Origin of the sequence: Mycolicibacterium sp. Y3, assembly GCF_051188035.1 — a bacterium.
GTDB classification, from domain to species: Bacteria; Actinomycetota; Actinomycetes; order Mycobacteriales; family Mycobacteriaceae; genus Mycobacterium; species Mycobacterium fluoranthenivorans.
This window is the reverse complement of the sequence record NZ_JAVQLT010000001.1, coordinates 3,840,158-3,859,786: the sequence shown is the minus strand read 5'-3', so window position 1 is coordinate 3,859,786 and position 19,629 is coordinate 3,840,158. Positions and strand designations below refer to the sequence as shown.

The 19,629-nt window shown below is 66.7% G+C and carries 15 protein-coding genes; 10 read left to right on the top strand and 5 right to left on the bottom strand.

Annotated elements, in window-relative coordinates; all coding sequences use genetic code 11:
- Nucleotide 1 precedes the first annotated feature (1 nt).
- Nucleotides 2–1,336, top strand: coding sequence for a condensation domain-containing protein (locus QN239_RS18820; RefSeq protein WP_499012628.1), 1,335 nt, complete (start codon nucleotides 2–4; stop codon nucleotides 1,334–1,336).
- Nucleotides 1,337–1,338: 2 nt separating this feature from the next.
- Here the strand turns inward: QN239_RS18820 and QN239_RS18815 are convergent, their stop codons facing one another.
- Genes QN239_RS18815 through QN239_RS18805 form a run of 3 tightly spaced genes read right to left on the bottom strand, consistent with a single transcriptional unit; the run spans nucleotide 1,339 to nucleotide 3,795 of the window.
- The gene (locus tag QN239_RS18815) at nucleotides 1,339–2,586 is read right to left on the bottom strand and encodes a glycosyltransferase (protein WP_499012627.1); all 1,248 of its coding nucleotides are present in this window, start codon (nucleotides 2,584–2,586) and stop codon (nucleotides 1,339–1,341) included.
- A gap of 52 nt (nucleotides 2,587–2,638) precedes the next feature.
- Nucleotides 2,639–3,373 (bottom strand): hypothetical protein, encoded by a 735-nt coding sequence (locus QN239_RS18810; RefSeq protein ID WP_499012625.1) that lies wholly within the window; start codon nucleotides 3,371–3,373, stop codon nucleotides 2,639–2,641.
- 44 nt (nucleotides 3,374–3,417) lie between these two features.
- A complete protein-coding gene (locus QN239_RS18805; protein ID WP_499012624.1) occupies nucleotides 3,418–3,795 on the bottom strand; it encodes an XRE family transcriptional regulator in 378 nt (125 codons plus the stop codon).
- 134 nt (nucleotides 3,796–3,929) lie between these two features.
- Here QN239_RS18805 and QN239_RS18800 point away from each other — a divergent pair, with 134 nt between their 5' ends.
- Nucleotides 3,930–4,613, top strand: coding sequence for a hypothetical protein (locus QN239_RS18800; protein ID WP_499012622.1), 684 nt, complete (start codon nucleotides 3,930–3,932; stop codon nucleotides 4,611–4,613).
- A gap of 232 nt (nucleotides 4,614–4,845) precedes the next feature.
- Nucleotides 4,846–7,965 carry an isoleucine--tRNA ligase gene (gene ileS, locus QN239_RS18795; protein WP_499016857.1) on the top strand — a complete coding sequence of 1,040 codons (3,120 nt, stop codon included), beginning with the start codon at nucleotides 4,846–4,848 and terminating at the stop codon, nucleotides 7,963–7,965.
- A 15-nt stretch (nucleotides 7,966–7,980) separates the two neighbouring features.
- Here ileS and QN239_RS18790 read toward each other — a convergent pair whose 3' ends face one another.
- Nucleotides 7,981–8,193, bottom strand: a complete 213-nt coding sequence (locus QN239_RS18790) for an RNA-binding S4 domain-containing protein (RefSeq protein WP_499012620.1) — start codon at nucleotides 8,191–8,193, stop codon at nucleotides 7,981–7,983.
- A gap of 48 nt (nucleotides 8,194–8,241) precedes the next feature.
- Between QN239_RS18790 and QN239_RS18785 the strand changes: the two genes are divergently transcribed.
- The 6 genes from QN239_RS18785 (at nucleotide 8,242) to QN239_RS18760 (ending at nucleotide 17,261) form a co-directional block, all read left to right on the top strand.
- Nucleotides 8,242–9,591: a DNA polymerase IV gene (locus tag QN239_RS18785; RefSeq protein ID WP_499012619.1), complete on the top strand. Its 1,350-nt coding sequence runs from the start codon at nucleotides 8,242–8,244 to the stop codon at nucleotides 9,589–9,591.
- Between the two features lie 92 nt (nucleotides 9,592–9,683).
- Nucleotides 9,684–10,313: a signal peptidase II gene (gene lspA / locus QN239_RS18780; protein ID WP_499016856.1), complete on the top strand. Its 630-nt coding sequence runs from the start codon at nucleotides 9,684–9,686 to the stop codon at nucleotides 10,311–10,313.
- Nucleotides 10,310–11,239 (top strand): RluA family pseudouridine synthase, encoded by a 930-nt coding sequence (locus QN239_RS18775; RefSeq protein WP_499012618.1) that lies wholly within the window; start codon nucleotides 10,310–10,312, stop codon nucleotides 11,237–11,239. The genes lspA and QN239_RS18775 overlap by 4 nt, the downstream gene beginning before the upstream one ends.
- 94 nt (nucleotides 11,240–11,333) lie before the next feature.
- Complete coding sequence (gene rarD, locus QN239_RS18770; protein WP_499012616.1) at nucleotides 11,334–12,215, top strand: EamA family transporter RarD; 882 nt, start codon at nucleotides 11,334–11,336, stop codon at nucleotides 12,213–12,215.
- Nucleotides 12,216–12,299: 84 nt separating this feature from the next.
- Nucleotides 12,300–15,470 carry an MMPL/RND family transporter gene (locus QN239_RS18765; RefSeq protein WP_499012615.1) on the top strand — a complete coding sequence of 1,057 codons (3,171 nt, stop codon included), beginning with the start codon at nucleotides 12,300–12,302 and terminating at the stop codon, nucleotides 15,468–15,470.
- Between the two features lie 264 nt (nucleotides 15,471–15,734).
- Nucleotides 15,735–17,261 carry a glycosyltransferase family protein gene (locus tag QN239_RS18760; protein ID WP_499012613.1) on the top strand — a complete coding sequence of 509 codons (1,527 nt, stop codon included), beginning with the start codon at nucleotides 15,735–15,737 and terminating at the stop codon, nucleotides 17,259–17,261.
- 12 nt (nucleotides 17,262–17,273) lie between these two features.
- Here the strand turns inward: QN239_RS18760 and QN239_RS18755 are convergent, their stop codons facing one another.
- A complete protein-coding gene (locus tag QN239_RS18755) occupies nucleotides 17,274–17,933 on the bottom strand; it encodes a class I SAM-dependent methyltransferase (RefSeq protein WP_499012612.1) in 660 nt (219 codons plus the stop codon).
- Between the two features lie 371 nt (nucleotides 17,934–18,304).
- Here QN239_RS18755 and QN239_RS18750 point away from each other — a divergent pair, with 371 nt between their 5' ends.
- Nucleotides 18,305–19,627: a UDP-glucose dehydrogenase family protein gene (locus QN239_RS18750; RefSeq protein ID WP_499012611.1), complete on the top strand. Its 1,323-nt coding sequence runs from the start codon at nucleotides 18,305–18,307 to the stop codon at nucleotides 19,625–19,627.
- Nucleotides 19,628–19,629 lie beyond the last annotated feature (2 nt).

The following is a 19,629-nucleotide window of genomic DNA, read 5'->3' as shown; positions in this document are numbered from 1 at the left end:
CGTGACAGGGACAGACAACACCCTCGCCTATATCGATCAGACGTCGTTCCACGGACTGCAGGCCCTCGGCCGCGGACCCATCATGCAGTACACGTGGATCTACCGGCGGCCGATCGACATGGCCGGCGTGCAGCGTTTCCACCGCAATCTGGTGGGCACGCTGCTGGGCCGGCGCATCGAGTGCTCGCCACTGCCGATCGGCAGGCATCGCTGGGTGGCCCAACCGGAACCGCCCGGGATCGACACCTACGCCGAGCCGCGGACCCGCGAGCACGTGTGGGACTTCGCCGATGAGCACGTGGCCCTGCCGATCGACCCGGCGAGCGGGCCGGGGTGGCGACTCGGGGTCCAACCCCTGACCGACGGCGGCGCCGCGCTGAGCCTGACGGCGTCGCATTCGGTGGCCGACGGTCAGGGCTTCTCGATGGCTGTCGCGGACGCCGTCAAGGGGGTCGTACTGGATCTCGGGTATCCGCCCCCGGGGTCGCGCCCGCGCGGCAAGGCGCTGCGTGAGGACGGCGTGCAGGTGTTACGGGCGGTGCCGTCGATGGGACGTGCGATCGCGGCCGCCGTCGCGGTCGCACGCAGTGAGCGCGCGGACCTGGCGACCTCGTTCCGGACCGCGGCGCAGCCACCGCGCGACGGTGACGACCGCCCGGTGGTGGCGCCGAACGTCACGGCCTTCGTCGATATCGATGACTGGGATCGGACCGCGAAAGCCCTTGGCGGAACCAGTAATTCACTGTTCGCCGGGCTCGCGGCGCGGCTCGGTGCCCGGCGCGGCCGGGTGGCCGCCGACGGGCTGGTCAAACTCTCCTGGCCGGTCAGTGAGCGGCAGCCGGGGGATACCCGCGCCAACGCGCTCATCGCCACACATATGACCGCCGATCCGGCCGTGGTCACCGCCGAGCTCGCGGGCGTCCGCGCGGCCATGAAACAGGCGCTGTCGGAATCCGCCGAGATGTCGGCCCGGCTGATGGGGCCGCTGCCGCTGACGCCGCTCACCCCGAAGGCGTTGGTGCGCCGCCTCGAAGCCATGGTGGTGTCGGTGAACAGCCCGATCGGCTGCTCGAACATGGGGGAGCTCGACCCCGCGGTGAACCGGCCCGACGGCACCGACGCGGACTACGTCTCGCTGCGGCTGCTGGAACCGCGGATCACCTCACGCGACCTCAATCAGATGAACGGATACCTGGGGCTGGTGTCGGGCCGGCTGCACGGCCGGGTCTTCGTCGCGGCGGGCGGCTGGACCGTCGGCGGCGACAACTCGCGCGCCGCGATCCGGGCCGCCCTGGCCGGCGCCTTGGACGATTTCGGGCTCGCGGCGACCTTCTAGCTCTAGCCGGTCCGGACGGGGCGTGCCGCGTGCTCGATCAGATCGGCTGCCGAGGCCACGCTCTGCGCCGGCGTCGCCAGACCGGCGGCGAACTCCTGGGCCCGCCGGGCGACGGCCGGATCCAGCACGGTCCGCAGCGCGGCGGTGAGCGACTTCTTGTTCATCGAGGTGAACCGTTGTGAGGTACCGATTTTCAGCTTGCGCACGGCCCTCGCCCACACCGGCTGATCGGCGGACACCCACAACACCAGGGTGGGCACACCGGCTCGGGCGCCTGCGGCGGTGGTTCCGGCGCCACCGTGGTGCACGACGGCCCGGCAGGCCGGGAACACCGCGGAGTGGTTCACCGCGCCGACCAGCTTGACGTGCTCGGCGGCCGCGATATCGTCGAGATCCCAGACGCCGGCGCTGATCAGCGCGCGTTCACCCAGTTCGGCGCAGACCTGGGTGATCATGGCGACCGCGTCGGCGGGGGATTCCACCGGCATACTGCCGAAGCCGAAGTAGATCGGCGGGGTGCCGGCGTTGATCCAGGAGGTCACCTCCTCGTCGATGGCCGTCTCCAATCCGAGGGTGATCGCGCCGACCAGGGGACGCGTGCCGCCCCACTCCTGCGCCAGGCCGGGGAAGAAGGTCGGGTCGTAGGCCTGGATCTCCAGCGCCCCCGCCTCGACGATGCGCCGCGCCGACCGGATGTTGGTGGCCGGTAAGCCCAGGGTGCGGCGCTGGGCGTCCTCGGCGGACTTGCCGAGTCGCCACAGGGCCCACTCGCCGACCGCGAAGCTGGGTTTGATGGCCCACGACGGTAGCGGTACTGCCAGCAGGTGGCTGTTGGGCCGGGCCGGGAAGTAGTGCAGGGCCGCCATCGGGATGTCGTAGCGCTCGGCGACGTTGGCGGCCACCTCCTGATAGGTGGTCCCGGTCAGGATGAGGTCGGCGTCGGCGGCCAGCTCGGTGAGGGTGGCGTTCATATCCGCCCACCCGTCGGTGTAGTAGGCGATGCCCTCCTTGATGGCGGCCACCGGGTTCTTCAGCTTCCAATAGTTCTGGAACGCGTCGCTTTCCACCTGCTTCTGGGAGTCGACACCGTAGGCGACGGCGGGTCCCAGGCCGACCGACTCCACGAAGCCGATGAGATTGGGCGGCACGGCGATCCTGACCTCGTGACCCCGGTTGCGCAGTTCGCGCGCCACCGCGGCGCAGGGTTCGACGTCGCCGCGCGTGCCGTGGACTGCCACAACGATTCTCATGAGCGGGAAGTCTATTCGGTACCGGCGTAGGCCGGGTGGGCCGATCGGGCGGTCAGCGACTGGCTCTGCTGAACCACTTCGTCTTGATCCGCCAGGAGTGCGCCGAGGTCAGGGCGAAGCCGGCGGCGCACCCACAGGCGAAGATCCAGACCAGCGTGCCGCCGTCCCAGATCTGCAAGGGGACGACGTAGGCGGTGACGATCCGGATGGCACAGGCCAGGATGCCGCTCGCCGAGGCGACCAGATAGACATTGGCGATGGCCCGTGACTTGGGGTCTTTGCGCAGCACCAGCAGGGCGCGCACCCCATAGCCGAGCAGGTAGATCAGCATGCCGCAGACCATCAGCCAGTACAGGCTGAGCCAGAAGTCGGTGGGCACCTCGAAGAAGTCGGCGCGGTACACCGTGGCGCCGTTGCTCAGCGAGAAGGCGGCCAGCATCAGCGGGATGCACAGCGTGGCCGGACGCTCGATGTACTGCTTGAACGAGCTCTGCATGGCGTGGTCGTCCTGCAACCTGCCGACGGCGTTGTAGACGATGGCCGACGCCGCGACGATGTAACAGTCGTGGCCGATGTAGTCCTCGAGGTTCCACATACCGGTCATCGCGTGCAGCAGTTTGCCCAGGGTTTCCGAGGCCAGCGGCGACATCAGCAGAACAGCCAGGCCCTGTAACGCGATGTTGAGGGTCGCGGCAACTTCCCAGCGGCACGACCAGGTGACGCGACGGATCCACAGGCTCCACGCGATACACGCCAAGGTGATCGCGATGAGGATGGTCAGTTGCATCTGTGTCGCCTTCGAGCTGAATTATTGTCAGCAAATACTACTGGTTAGAGCGGGGGCGCGTCGCTACGCGGTGAGAGTTGGGACAGTCGTGGCGGGCGGGTCTGCCGCCGGGTGCCGACCTCCTCACGGACCGCTTCCTTCACCGCGGTGACAGTGAACGGCGTCGACTCGATGTAATTCCACACCTCTTGGCGGCTCATGAGGCCGAAACGCACCTGAAGGTCGGGATAACTCAAGGTGAAGCGATCGGCGACGCGGCGAAGTTCCTCGGCGTCGGGGTAGCTGGCCTCTTTGATCCGCCGGTAGTACGTGCTGCTGGAGATACCGAGGGCGTCGTAGATGTCCTTGGCCTCGACATCACCGTCGAGCAGGTAATCGAGCAGCGCTTTGAGTTGTCGACCGTTCTCATCGGTACGTGGCACCCACCCACAATAACGGCATCCCGCTATTGGGCGCCAGCAACCAAAAAACGGACATGAATTCCTTAATTGACACTGGCGTCACAGTTTCGGGAGTTGTGTCCCAATTTTGGGACACGGGCCGTAATGTGGTGCCCATGGTTGCTCCGCTATTCCGGAACAGAGTCGAAACCGGCGAATTTTCTCCCTCCGGCGTCGGGCGTGCACCCGATGACGTTGCCGCCGATCTGGGTGCCACCGTCATGATCACCGACTACGACGTCGACGACGCGCCGAAGCCCGATGATCTGCAGCGGGTGCAGGCGCCGTTGTCGGAGGTGCTCAGCGAAGAGCTCGAAGGCGCCGGCCGGCACCTGCGCGTGCCGGCCGAGCAGATCCTGCTGGCCGCGCTGGCCCGCACCGTCCACCGCACGATCGGCAGCGGCGTGGTTGCCGTCGACCTCGTGCGCCAGTCGACGGTCGAGACCACCGTGCACGCCGTCGGGCTGAGCTGCGCGTCGCCTTCCGAGGTCGACGCGACCGAGATGCTGACCGAGGTCCGAGCCGCGATCGAGGGCGCGACCGCCCGCCACGGCGCACACCCCGAGGCCGAGGTGGCGTTCAGTTACGCCGATCCGGCACCGGCGTGTGAGGTCATCCCCGGCCTCGGCCACGCGCTGAAGCTGCGGGCGTACCGCAGCGGCGACGTGCTCAACCTGGACTGGTGGTATGACACCCGCCGGTTCGAGGAGTACACCATCGTCGAGCTCACCGAGCAGTTCCCGCTGGCGCTCATCGAGATCGCGTCGGAGGCCGTGCCGACGGCGGTCGACGCCGCCTGACGTAAACTTCTCCCATCGGCATCGATCCGGCCATCACCGGGGAGCCTTCGGAAGAAAAGCCGGTAAGCGGCTCGGTAGAACCGAACGGGTGGGCCCGTCATCGCCCGCAACTGAGCGGCACATGTGTGTGGTGTGCAAGCGGGGTGGTACCGCGGCGCTCGCGCACCGGCGCGACGTTCGTCCCCGTGCCTGACACGCCTGGCACAGGAGACGACACCATATGTCCGCCAACGTGGACACCTACCCGAAGCTCACGGGCGGATCGCCGAACTTCCCGGCACTGGAAACCGATGTGCTGGCGTACTGGGCTGCCGACGGCACCTTCCGCGCCAGCCTGGACGGGCGCGCCGACGCACCCGAATACGTCTTTTATGACGGCCCGCCGTTCGCCAACGGCCTGCCGCACTACGGCCACCTGCTCACCGGCTACGTCAAGGACATCGTCCCGCGCTACCGGACCATGCGCGGGTACAAGGTGGAACGCCGCTTCGGCTGGGACACCCACGGTCTGCCCGCCGAGCTCGAGGTGCAGCGCCAACTCGGCATCGCCGACAAGGCCCAGATCGAGGCCATGGGTATCGGCGCCTTCAACGACGCCTGCCGCGCTTCGGTGCTCAAGTACACCGACGAGTGGCGGGCCTACGTCACCCGCCAGGCCCGCTGGGTCGACTTCGACAACGATTACAAGACCCTCGATCCCGGCTTCATGGAGTCGGTGATCTGGGCGTTCAAACAGCTGTGGGACAACGGCCTGGCCTACGAGGGCAACCGGGTGTTGCCGTACTGCTGGAACGACGAGACCCCGCTGTCCAACCACGAGCTGCGGATGGACGATGACGTCTACCAGAGCAGGCAGGACCCGGCGCTGACGGTCGGGTTCCGGATCGACGACAGCGCCGGGCCCGATCTGGGCGGGTGCTACCTGCTGATCTGGACCACGACACCGTGGACACTGCCGTCCAACCAGGCCGTCGCCGTCAACCCCGAGGTCACCTACGTCGTCGTCGAGGGACCCGACGGACACCGGTACGTACTGGCCGAGGCGCGGTTGGGCGCCTACGCGCGCGAACTCGGCGAGGAGCCGGTGGTGGTGGCGACCTACACCGGTGAACAGCTGCTGGGCCTGCGTTACGCGCCGCCGTTCCCGTACTTCCCCGATGCGGTCAATTCGTTCCAGGTACTCGGGGCGGACTTCGTCAGCACCGAGGACGGCACCGGCCTGGTGCACATGGCGCCCGCCTACGGTGAGGACGACAAGGCCACCGCCGACACCGCCGATATCGTCGCCGTCACCCCGGTGGATTCCAAAGGCCGATTCGACACGACGGTGCCCGACTACGCGGGCCTGCACGTCTTCGAGGCCAACGCGCAGATCATCCGCGACCTCAAGAACGGCACCGGCGCGGCAGCGGTCAACGGCGCGGTGCTGCTGCGCCAGGAGACCTACGACCACTCCTACCCGCACTGCTGGCGCTGCCGCAATCCGCTGATCTACCGGGCGGTGTCGTCCTGGTTCATCAAGGTGACCGAGTTCCGCGACCGCATGGTCGAGCTCAACCAGCAGATCACCTGGTATCCCGAACACGTCAAGGACGGCCAGTTCGGCAAGTGGCTCTCGAACGCCAGGGACTGGTCGGTCTCGCGGAACCGGTACTGGGGCAGCCCGATTCCGGTGTGGAAGTCCGACGATCCGGCGTATCCGCGTATCGATGTGTACGGCAGCCTGGACGAGCTGGAGCGTGATTTCGGAGTGCGGCCCGACAATCTGCACCGGCCCTTCATCGATGAGCTGACCCGGCCCAACCCCGACGATCCGACCGGCCGCTCGACGATGCGCCGCATCGAGGATGTCTTCGACGTGTGGTTCGACTCCGGATCGATGCCGTACGCCCAGGTGCACTACCCGTTCGAGAACGAAGAGTGGTTCAGCACGCATTTCCCCGGCGATTTCATCGTCGAGTACATCGGTCAGACCCGCGGCTGGTTCTACACGATGCACGTGCTGGCCACCGCGCTGTTCGACAAGCCGGCGTTCAAAACCTGTGTGGCACACGGCATCGTGCTGGGCAATGACGGCCAGAAGATGAGCAAGTCGCTGCGCAACTACCCGGACGTGTCCGAGGTGTTCGACCGCGACGGTTCCGATGCCATGCGCTGGTTCCTGATGGCCTCGCCGATCCTGCGCGGTGGCAACCTGATCGTCACCGAACAGGGCATCCGCGAAGGGGTGCGTCAGGTGCAGCTGCCGTTCTGGAACGCCTACTCGTTCCTGACGTTGTACGCACCGCGCCGCGGCACCTGGCGCACGGATTCCACCCATGTGCTGGACCGCTACATCCTGGCCAAGCTGGCCGCACTGCGCGATGACCTCACCGCGTCGTTGGATGGCTGCGATATCTCGGGTGCGTGCGAGCAGCTGCGCCAGTTCACCGAGGCGCTGACGAACTGGTATGTGCGGCGGTCACGTCAGAGGTTCTGGGCGGAAGATCCCGCCGCGATCGACACTCTGCACACCGTCCTCGAAGTGACGGGGCGGCTGGCGGCGCCGCTGCTGCCGCTGGTGTCCGAGGTCATCTGGCGGGGCTTGACGGGGGAGCGGTCGGTGCACCTGACCGACTGGCCCGAGGAAGGGCTGCTGCCCGCCGATCCGGAACTGGTGGCCGCCATGGATCAGGTCCGCGAGGTGTGTTCGACGGGATCCTCGCTGCGCAAGGCCAAGAAGTTGCGGGTGCGGCTGCCGCTGACGAAACTGACTGTGGCAGTGGAGAATCCGTCTGCTCTGGAGCCCTTCAAAGATCTGATCGCCGATGAGCTGAATGTGAAGGCGGTCGAGCTCACCGACGATATCGACGCTTACGGCCGGTTCGAGCTCGCGGTCAACGCGCGGGTGGCCGGACCGCGGATCGGCAAGGACGTGCAGGCCGCCATCAAGGCCGTCAAGGCAGGTCAGGGTGTGGTCAACGCCGACGGCACGCTCAGCGCCGGCCCCACCACGCTGCTGGAAGGCGAGTACACCGCCAAACTGGTTGCCGCCGAACCGGAATGGACCGCGGCGCTGCCCGACGGTGCGGGACTGGTGGTGCTCGACGGCACCGTCACCCCCGAGCTGGAGGCCGAGGGCTGGGCCAAGGACCGGATCCGGGAGCTGCAGGAGCTGCGCAAGTCCACCGGCCTGGAGGTATCCGACCGGATCGTGGTGGTGATGGCCGTGCCCGAGCAGTTCGCCGACTGGGCGGCCACCCATCGCGATCTGATCGCCGGGGAGATCCTGGCCACCAGCTTCGAGTTCGGTACGCCGGTCGACGGTACCGAGATCGGCGACGGCGTCACGGTCGCCCTCACCAAGGCCTGATCAGTACCGCTCGGTTCAGGGCTGGGCCACGCGGGCGCTGTGCCCGGCGAAACTCACCACATCGCCGGGCCGCAGTTGCCTGCCGCGGCGGGTGTCGACCTCGTCGTTGACGGTGACGAGCCCGTCGGCGATGACCGATTTGGCGTCGGCGCCGGTGTCGATCAGTCCGGAGAGTTTGAGGAACTGCCCCAGGCGAATCGTCTCGTCGCGGATGGGCACGTCGTTCATGGGTTGTCAGCGTAACGACGTCGGAGGCTGCACCTAGCATCGACAACTGTGGAGCGCTGGGTCCTGCATCTGGACATGGACGCGTTCTTCGCGTCCGTCGAGCAGCTGACCCGGCCCACCCTGCGTGGGCGCCCGGTACTGGTGGGCGGGCTGGGTGGGCGCGGTGTGGTGGCCGGCGCGAGTTATGAGGCCCGGGTGTTCGGCGCGCGCTCGGCGATGCCGATGCACCAGGCGCGCCGGCTGGTCGGCGCGCCGGCGGTGGTGCTGCCGCCGCGTGGTGCGGTGTACGGAGTCGCCAGCGGCCGGGTGTTCGACACCGTGCGGTCGGTGGTGCCGGTGCTGGAACAGCTGTCCTTCGACGAGGCGTTCGGTGAACCGGCCGAACTGGTCGGCGCGGCGGCGAGCGAGGTCGAACGATTCTGCGAAGCACTGCGCGCCAAGGTGTTGGACCAGACCGGGCTGGTCGCCTCGGTCGGCGCGGGCTCGGGTAAGCAGGTCGCCAAGATCGCCTCCGGTCTGGCCAAACCGGACGGTATCCGGGTCGTCGACCGCAGTGCCGAGCGGCTGCTGCTGGACGGCCTGCCGGTGCGCCGGCTGTGGGGTATCGGCCCGGTCGCCGAGGAGCGGCTCAACCGGCTCGGCATCGAGACCATCGGTGCCTTCGCCGCTCTCAGCGATGGGGAGGTCGCCGACATCCTGGGCGGTACGGTCGGCCCGGCGCTGCACCGGCTGGCCCGCGGGATCGACGATCGCCCCGTCGCCGAACGGGCCGAGGCCAAACAGATCAGCGCCGAGTCGACGTTCGCCGAGGACCTGCGGACGCTGGAGCAGTTACGCGATGCGACGGTGCCGATCGGTGAACACGCGCATCGGCGGCTGACCAAGGACGGCAGGGGTGCGCGCACCGTCACCGTGAAGCTCAAGAAGTCGGATATGAGCACCTTGACCCGCTCGGCGACGCTGCCGTACGCCACCACCGACGCGGCCACCCTGATCTCGACCGCCCGCCGGCTGCTGCTCGATCCGGTGGAGGTCGGTCCCATTCGGCTGGTCGGGGTGGGCTTTTCCGGGCTGTCCCTGGTGCAGCAGGAATCGTTGTTCCCGGACCTCGACCAGGTTCGCGACGAGGTCGCCGAACACCCGGCAACCCCGGCCACCGTCGCCGCGGCGCCGACCCCCTGGCGGATCGGCGACGATGTGTCGCACCGCCGGTACGGGCACGGCTGGTTGCAGGGGGCGGGCCACGGTGTGATGACGGTCCGGTTCGAGACGCGGGCCAGCGGCCCCGGCGTCGCCCGCACCTTCGCCGAGGATGACGACGAGATCACCCGGGCCGACCCGATCGACAGCCTGGACTGGCAGCCCTACCTGACGAGCCTGCAACAGAGCGCCGAATAGGCGGCCTGGCCGCATTGGACGGGCGCGTTCCCCGCCTCCGCGGCGCCGTTTGGGATGATGGACACGTGACTGACGAAAAAGCGGCTGCACCGGTGGCCCCAGACGGCGGGGCCGGCGCCGACGACACCGCCGGACCGCGCCCACGGCGGCGTCTGCGTCTGCTGTTCGTGGTCGCCGGCGTGGTGCTGGCACTGGACATCGTCAGCAAGGTGCTCGCCGTGCACCTGCTGACGCCGGGACAGCCGGTGTCCATCATCGGGGACACCGTGACGTGGACCCTGGTGCGCAACTCCGGTGCGGCGTTCTCCATGGCCACCGGCTACACCTGGGTGCTGACCCTCGTCGCGACGGGTGTGGTGATCGGCATCGTCTGGATGGGCCGCCGGCTGGTCTCGCCCTGGTGGGCCCTGGGCCTGGGGATGATCCTCGGCGGGGCCCTGGGCAATCTGATGGACCGGTTCTTCCGCTCGCCCGGTCCGCTGCGCGGGCACGTCGTGGATTTCCTGTCCATCGGTTGGTGGCCGGTGTTCAATGTCGCCGATCCCGCGGTGGTGGGTGGGGCGATCCTGCTGGTGGTGCTGTCGCTGTTCGGCTTCGACTTCGATACCGACGGCCGGCGCCAGCCGGACGGCGCCTCCGATACCGACGGCCGGCGCCGGCCGGAGGAACCTGCGAAGGAGTCGGCGCCCGTTGCGGGCGACGACGCGGACTCGCCGGAGTGACGACCCGATCAATGCCGGTGCCCGAGGGCTTGGCGGGAATGCGGGTCGACGCCGGACTGGCGCGGCTGCTCGGGCTGTCCCGCACGGCGGCCGCCGCGATCGCCGAAGAGGGCGGTGTCGAACTCGACGGGGTCGCCGCGGGGAAGTCGGACAAACTGACCGCCGGTGCCTGGCTGGAGGTGCACATACCGGATGCGCCCGCGCCGATCGAGAACACGCCCGTCGACATCGAGGGCATGACCATTCTGTACTCCGACGCCGACATCGTCGCCGTCGACAAGCCCGCGGGGGTGGCCGCGCACGCGTCGGTGGGCTGGACCGGACCGACGGTGCTCGGTGGGCTGGCGGCGGCGGGTTACCGGATCACCACCTCGGGTGTGCACGAACGCCAGGGCATCGTGCACCGGCTGGACGCCGGTACCTCCGGCGTCATGGTGGTGGCCATCTCGGAGCGGGCGTACACCCTGCTCAAACGTGCATTCAAGGAACGCACCGTGGACAAGCGCTACCACGCCCTGGTCCAGGGACATCCAGATCCGTCCAGCGGAACCATCGACGCGCCGATCGGCAGGCACCGCGGCCACGACTGGAAGTTCGCGGTCACCGAACAGGGACGGCACAGCGTCACCCATTACGACACGGTGGAGGCTCATGTCGCGGCGAGCCTGCTGGATGTCCACCTGGAGACCGGCCGCACGCACCAGATCCGGGTGCATTTCTCGGCGCTGCACCATCCGTGCTGCGGCGACCTGACCTATGGGGCCGACCCGAAGCTGGCCAAGAAACTGGGCCTGGAGCGTCAGTGGCTGCACGCGCGGTCGCTGGCCTTCGCCCACCCCGCCGACGGCAGGTGGATAGAGATCACCAGCCCTTATCCGGCTGATCTGCAGCACGCACTGGACGTGTTGCGTCATCACGAGCACTGAGGTGGCCGGGAGGCGATCCGGAGGGCAGGAGCGAAGCGACCCGGGGAATCGATCCGGAGGGCAGGAGCGAAGCGACCCGGGGAATCGATCCGGGTTGTTGTTCGGCGCGGGGGCTTACGGAATGTGGGGACTGTTCCCCGCCTTCTTCCCGCTGCTCAAGCCCGCGGGCGCGGGTGAGATCCTTGCGCATCGCATCGTGTGGAGCCTCATCCTGCTGGCCGTGGTGATCGTGCTGGTCGGGCGACTCGGCGAGTTGCGCACGATGTCCCGACGCACCTGGTTGTTACTGACCTGCGCGTCGGCGCTGATCGCGGCGAACTGGGCCATCTACGTGTACGCGGTGAACAACGGTCACGTCGTCGACGCGGCCCTGGGTTACTTCATCAACCCGCTGGTGACGGTGGCGCTCGGAGTGCTGATCTTTCGGGAACGGCTCAACCGCGCGCAGCTGGTGGCTCTGGCGATCACGGTGGTCGCGGTCGTGGTGCTCACCATGGAGATCGGATCCCTGCCCTATATCGGGCTGGGTCTGGCGCTGTCCTTCGCGTTGTACGGTGCGGTGAAGAAGACGGTCGACGTCGATCCCAGGATCAGCGTCGGTGTGGAGGCGGGGTTGGCCGCCCCGTTTGCTGTGGGCTATCTGCTGATGCTTCAGTCGGCCGGTACGAGCACCTTCCTCGGGCACGGAGCGACGCACGTCGCGCTGTTGATGTGCTCCGGTGCCCTCACCGCAATCCCACTGCTGTTGTTCGCTGCTGCCGCCCAGCGCCTGCCGATGGTGACGATGGGACTGCTGTTCTACCTGACGCCCGTCATGCAAATGTCGTGGGGTGTGCTGGTCGGACACGAGGCGATGCCGCCGGCACGCTGGCTCGGATTTGCACTCATCTGGGTCGCGCTGGCGGTGTTCAGCGTCGATGCTGTACTCCGTACGCGGTCAGCGCGTCGGTCGCTTGCTTCGGAGGGCAATGTATAAACAACCTGAGAAGATTGCTAGACGGCGCTCGGATTCGTACCGGCGTCGTCGACTCAGCTGCGGAAACCTGTAGCCTGGTCCGCAATGTTCAAACGTCCCAAGGTGAGCGCGCACGCCTTTTTGGCGGCTAGTGGCCGGCTGATCGTCCGTCACCCGCTGCTCGTGATCGCCACGTGGGTGGTCATCGCCGGCGCGTTGTTCGCTGCGCTGCCCCCTCTGGCGACCGTTGCCGCTCAGCATCCGCCGGATTTCTGGCCCAAGGATGCCCCCGTCCTGGTCGCCGGCAAACAGATGAAGGACGCGTTCAACGAGGCCGGCGCGAGCAACATGGTGGCCGTCGTGCTCGTCGACGAGAACGGGTTGTCCGCCGAGGACGAGGCCACCTACCGCCAGCTGGTCGAGAGACTGCGGGCGAAGACCGACATCGTGATCGGCACCCAGGATTTCGTCCACATCCCCGAGCTGAAGCCGGCGATGACCAGTAAGGACGGCAAGGCGTGGAACCTGCCGGTCAGCCTGAACGGCACCATGGGTACCGGCAAGGGGCAGCAGGCGTACCGGGACGCCATGAAGATCGTCAACGAGACCACGGCGGGCACCACGCTGACCCCGAGTGTCGTCGGCGCCGCGGCGACCATGCAGGACGTCACCGGGATCGCGATACGCGACCAGCACATCATCGAGCTGTCCACCGTCATCACGGTGCTGCTCATCCTGATCATCGTCTACCGCAACATCGTCGCGATGATCATCCCGCTGCTGACCATCGGCATCTCGCTGGCCACCGCGCAGCAGGTGGTCGCCGGGCTGGGTTTGATCGGCCTCGGCCTGGGCCCGCAGACCATCATGCTCATCACCGGCATGATGATCGGTGCCGGTATCGACTATGCCGTCTTCCTGTTCAGTCGCTATCAGGAGTATCTGCGCGGGGGAATGGAGTCGGACAAGGCGGTCGTCGCCGCGCTGGTGTCCATCGGGGAGGTGATCGCCGGCTCGGCGGGCACGGTCGCGCTCACCTTCATGTCGCTGATGTTCACCCAGCTGGCCGTCTTCTCGACGATCGGGCCGGCGCTCGCGGTGACCATCTTCGTCGGGTTCCTGGCGTCGGTGACGTTGCTACCGGCGTTCATCGTGCTGGCGGGCCGGCGTGGCTGGGTCAACCCGCGCAAGGACATCACCGGCCGTTTCTGGCGGCTGTCCGGCGTGAACATCGTGCGGCGACCCTGGCTCAACCTGATCTGCAGCCTCACCGTGCTGTTCGCGTTGGCCAGCTGTGCGCTGCTGGTCAACTTCAACTTCGACGACCGCAAGAACCTGCCGGTGAAGTCGGCGAGCAACGACGCCTACGAGACGATGAACGCGCACTTCCCGGTCAGCAACTCGATGCAGCAGTTCATCGTCATCCACTCCGATACACAGGATCTGCGGTCACCACGCGCGCTGGCCGATATGGAACAGATGGCTGCGCGGGTGGCTCAGCTGCCGAATATCGCGGCCGTCCGCGGGATCACCCGGCCCAACGGCGAGATGCTGACCGAGGCGCGGGCCACCCATCAGGCCGGCGAGGTCGGCGAGAAGATGGAAGAGGCCACCAATCTCATCTCGCAGAACGACAGCAATCTGACCGCCCTGACCGATGGCTCGCGTCAGCTCGCCGACGCGCTCGCCAAGCTCAGGGACCAGGTGCTGCAGTCGGCCGGCCCGCTGACCACGCTGTTGAACGCGCTGGTCGAGATCGACAAGAACTACGGTGGCACCGGGACGATCAAGCGGGCCAGCGCCAGCGCCCAGGTGGTGGACGGGCTGCACAACCTCGGCAAGACGCTCGGCGTCGGCATGGAGGGCGTGATCACCAACGTGGTCTGGCTGCAGCCGACCTTGCAGGTGCTCAACTCGGTGCCGTGGTGCTCGATCGACCCGGCCTGCCGCGCCGTGCGCACCGACCTGACCAGCCTGCTCAACTCGTACCAAGACGGCACCATGGACCAGATCAGGCTGGCGGCCAGGCAGCTGGAGACCACGGACGAAGCCTCCCTGCACGATCAGTTGGCCGGTATCGATTCCAGTCTGAACACCGCGCTGACCGCGGCCGACGAGTTGAAGGCCAGCGATCCGGCGGCGCTGAAGGTCCAGCTGGAGACGCTGGTCAAGGGCGCGAACCTGCTCGCCGAGTCCAGCGACAAGCTGGCCCAGGGCGTGAAGGTGCTGGTGGATCAGACCCGGCAGATGGGCGGCGGTCTGGGACAGGCGTCGGACTTCCTGCTGGCGATGAAGCGCGACGCGGCGGACCCGTCGATGTCGGGCTTCTACATCCCGCCGCAGATCCTCACCCGGCCGGAGTTCGAGAAGGCCGCGAAGCTGTTCATCTCACCGGACGGACACACGGCGCGCTACCTGGTGCAGACCGCGCTCGACCCGTTCGGCACGCAGGCCATGGATCAGATCGAGGACATCATCGGGGCGGCCGAAAGTGCTCGCCCCAACACGACTTTGGCCGATGCGAAAGTCACGATGGTCGGGTTCACCCGGGGCCAGAACGATATCCGCAATTACTACAACTCCGATATCCGCTACATCGTCCTGGTGACGCTGATCGTGGTGTTCTTCATCCTGGTGGTACTGCTGCGGGCCATCCTGGCGCCGCTCTACCTGGTCGTCACCGTGGTGTTGTCGTACATGTCGGCCCTGGGCATCACCGTCATCGTCTTCCAATTCATCTTGAAACAGCCGATTTTCTGGAACACCCCCGGCGTGACGTTCTTGGTGCTGGTGGCGGTGGGTGCCGACTACAACCTGTTGTTGATCTCCCGGATCCGGGAGGAGGCGCATCGAGGAATCCGGGCGGCTGTCATCCGTACGGTCGGTGCCACCGGCGGTGTCATCACCTCGGCGGGCCTGATCTTCGCGGCATCGATGCTGGCGCTGACCGTCAGCAGTATCGCGGCCATCGTGCAGACCGGTTTCATCATCGGTATCGGCCTGTTGCTCGACACCTTCCTGGTGCGCACCATCACCGTGCCCGCGATCGCGGTCCTCTTGGGTGACAAGAACTGGTGGCCGTCGGCGCCGCCCACCAAGAAGGTTTCGCTGAAGCGGAGGGCAGCCGCACCGGTGCCCGCCTACGCGGGCGCGGGCGGTCCGGGCAGTCGCGATGGGGATTGGCTCGACGACTTCGACGGGGATGACGCCGACACCGACTTCGGTCAGGCCACCGCCAATGCCTCGATGGTGACCAGGGCCTGGCGTATCCAGTAATTCTGGTAATTCACAGGTTCGGCAGTTTCGCTTGCAGAGGTGCTGAGTGCATGAGATTGTGGTGCCGTCGGTCGCCGACGAGCTGTCATATCTCGTAGCGGAGCGCTGTGATTGCCGTCTGCATGAGGGGACGGGGACGGTGACATTCTCGCTTCTGTGGATCGGCGCCGCCGTGCTCTGGGGACGGAATTACATTTCCGATTTCTCCAGATCTCCACGCACCGTGGTGTTTTCGTCGCTTTAGGGGTCGGGGTCGGTGCGATCTTGGCCGTCCGCGGCCTGCACTCGAGTTTCCTGTCCCACGACGACGGCATCACCATGCTCGGCGTCACGTGCAATCAGGGTCGCTATGCCGGTGGCACTCCCGCCCAGCAATGGGGGCCGGCCGGGGTGTGGCAGGACTACTGGCGACTCCGATTTCCGGGTTGCTTTGACCAGATCCGTTCGGACATGGCCAATTTCGACATCCATCCGCCGCTCTACTTCTGGGCGTTGCACGTTTGGTTCATCGCGTTCGGTGTCTCGCTTTCCAGCGCGCTGACGCTGAACCTGGTGTTCATCGGGGTGACGGCCGTCCTCATCATCGCCACCTGCCGCGTGCTGTCGGTGCCGGCGCCGGTGATCTACGCCGTGGTGCTGACTTGGGCGCTGACCATGGCGACCCGTGCGGCGGACGTGGCCGTCCGCCAGTACGCGCTGCTCGGGCTGTTCACCGCGCTGCTGTTGTTTCTGACGGTACTGTGGTTGCAGCACAATCGATTTGGCTACCTGGCTGCGATGGCGCCGGTGGTGGCGGCGGGCATCCTGACGCAGTTCTTGTTCGTGGTGCCCGCCGGGATGGTGTTCCTGGCGATCGGCACCACGGTGGTCACCGGTCGCAGGTACGGGGAACTGGCAGCGCTGGTCGCGTCCTATGCGGCGGCCGGGGCCGCGTTCATGGCCGCCGCCCCGGACTTCATCGAGTCGGTGCACCGAGGTGGTGCGCAGGCCCAGCCGTTCAGCTGGGGCGCCCTGCCGCTGCGCGCTGCCGCATCGGTAGCCGCCCTCGTCGAGACGTTCCTGCCGCTGGATCCGACGTATCACGCCGATGCGATGTCGGTGGCCGGATGGTTGATGACGGCCGCGGTGGTGATCCCGATCCTGGTCATGGTCGCGCGGTGGTGGTGGCGAAACCGGCACGACCACCACAGCATCGCGCTCACCAGCGGGTCTGTTCCGCTCCTCGTGTTCCTCGGTTCCTGGCTCACGATGGTCGCCTTGTTCCTGACCTTCATCGACCCGCAGCACACCATGCGTCCCCTCTATCTGTACTTCCTCACCCCGTTCCTGGCCGTCGGCCTGGCCGTCGCTGCGCAGCGGTCCGACGCCGCCATCCGCACGATCTCGGCATTGTTCGTCTTTCAGCTCGTCGGAGTGACGATCGCCACCGCAGCGTTCGTCTATCTGCAGAACCGTGGCGAGCGTCTGGTCCCGGGCGCCAATGCCGCGATCGTCCTCGACTCGGACCGGCGCGGGGTCGTTCCGGCCACCCTCTGGCCGGTGGCGTCGACGGCGCAGATCTACGCGGCGAGCCAGGACCAGTTGCTCGCCCGCTTCCCGGACCTGTCCGGTGCCGCGACACGCGAGCTCTACTACGTCAGCAAAGTGATGCTCGGCGATACGTACGGCAATACCGTGGGCAAGCGCAAGACCCTCCTGAAGGAATTCGCCGATCGTGGCTACGTCGTCCACTTCCTGGGGACCAGTGCCGCCATGGGCGACACGGAGGTGTACCGGCTCACCCGAGGCTGACCGGTCGGTCGCCTACCCCGACCGGGCGAACACGAAGAAGTCGCAGAAGCTCGTGTTGTCCGGGTCGTCCTCGGAGTACGGATAGGGATTCTGCACCCGTTCGACGAAGTCGAAATCGGGCTGATGTTCCTTGACCCATTGGGTGAAGTTGCGGTGTCGAACATGGGGTGACGACCAGGCCCGGTCTTCGTCGCTCGCGTACACCACGACGAAACGTGTTGCTGCACTGAAAAGCCGAGACATGTAGGTGTCGAAGACGGCGTCTTCGACCAAGTGGTAGATGACGTCCAGGGACAACGACAGTTCGGCCCGGTCCCGGTCGGTGACTTCACTGGTGTGCAGGAAACGGATCGACGGGTTGTCGGCGAACCTGCGTCTGGTGGCCGCCAGTGCCGTCTCGGACACATCGACACCGACGTATTCGGGATACGTCGCCAGGGCCAGTTGTGAGCCGTCTCCGGAGCCGAACTCGATCACCGACGAAATGTGGTTGACGGCTACGAAATCGTTCAGGAATGTCGCCTTGAAGCGGGCGAGCCGGTCGTATGACCCCGCGCCTGAATTTCCGCCGTGGCGATAACGCATCTCCCAGTAGTCCTGTGAGGTGCGGAAGTGCCGCGCTCCCCATAGATTCCATTTCAGTTGATCGATTCGCTGAGCGATTCCGGGCATGCCGTGCTCCTCACTGGTGTCTGGACATTCGGTGCGTCATTGCCCACCCGTGGTGATCAATCTCACTGACGATGCGCGGACCCTAGCAACCAAAAGTTGGTTCTACCAGGAGGTTCTTGGCTCAGCGGGGGTCTGATCGCCGTCCAGCCAACGCGTGCGGCTTTGCCGTGCAGACGCCGCTACGGCAATGCCCGGCGGTGAGCGTGCGTAATGTGGCTGATGTCACATTTGCGGTAATTACCTCCGCATCGGGAGATATCCGCACGCGGTGTGCGGTGCCGTCGTGTGATGTACTGAGCGGCGAACCAGCGCGCTGCGCGTGCTGCGAAATAGTCGACCGATGGCCCCTTCTAGAGCCTGGAGTTCAGCAAATGAGAATGAGCGTGATTGGGACGGGCTACCTGGGCGCCGTTCACGCCGCGTGCATGGCACAAATCGGACATGAGGTCGTCGCCTACGACACCGATGCGTCGAAGATCGCTGCGCTGGCGACCGGCAAGTCGCCGTTCTACGAACCCGGATTCGACGAGCTGCTCACGGAAGTGCTCGGCACCGGCCGGTTGCGGTTCAGTCAATCGGTGCAGGAAGCGGTCTCGGGCGCTTCGGTGCACTTCGTCTGTGTCGGGACTCCGCAGCTGGCCGGCTCTGACGCGGCCAACATCGCCTACGTCGACAGCGCTTTCCGGTCCGTCGCCGCCAGCGCCGACTGCGATGGCCTGATCGTCGGCAAGTCGACCGTCCCGGTGGGCACGGCCCAGCGCCTTGCTGCCGAGGTGGCCGATGCAGCGTCGGCCCACCACCTCGAAGTTGCGTGGAACCCGGAGTTCCTCCGGGAAGGAAAGGCGATCGAGGACACCCTGGCGCCGGATCGCCTGGTCTTCGGCGTCACGTCCGAATATGCGGAGAAGACCCTGCAGGAGGTGTACGCCTCCATCATCGAAGCGGGCACGCCGCACCTGACCGCAGACCTCCCGACCTCGGAATTGGTGAAGGTGGCCGCCAATGCCTTTCTTGCCACCAAGATCTCGTTCATCAACGCGATGGCCGAGGTGTGCGAGATCGTCGACGCCGATGTGGTGATGCTCAGTCGCGCGCTCGGGTACGACGACCGGATCGGTAAACGTTTCCTCAACGCGGGGTTGGGCTTCGGCGGCGGATGCCTGCCCAAGGACATCCGCGCGTTCAGCGCCCGGGCCGGTGAGCTCGGCGCCTCGGACGCGCTGCGATTCCTGCACGAGGTCGACAAGATCAACCTGCGCCGCCGCGAGAAGGCCGTCTCGGTGGCGCGCGCGGTCGTCGGTGGGGAGTTCCTCGGTAAGAGCATCGCCGTGCTGGGTGCCGCGTTCAAGCCGAACAGCGATGACGTCCGCGATTCGCCGGCACTGAACGTGGCGGCCGCGATGCACCTCAAGGGCGCCGACGTGCGCGTCCACGACCCGAAGGCCATCGCGAACGCCAAGGCGCGGTTCCCGACGCTGGGCTACTTCGACAGCGCCGAGGATGCTTGCCGCAACGCGGATCTGATCGTGCTGGCAACCGAGTGGGACGAATACTGCAATATCGATCCCGTCTCCTTCCGGTCGGTCGTCAAAGAACCGCGCCTGCTCGACACGCGGAACGCGATCGACCGCGAGTACTGGTCCAGCGCCGGGTGGCAGGTGTACTCGCTAGGCCGCGGCGGGTTGAACGGCTGATC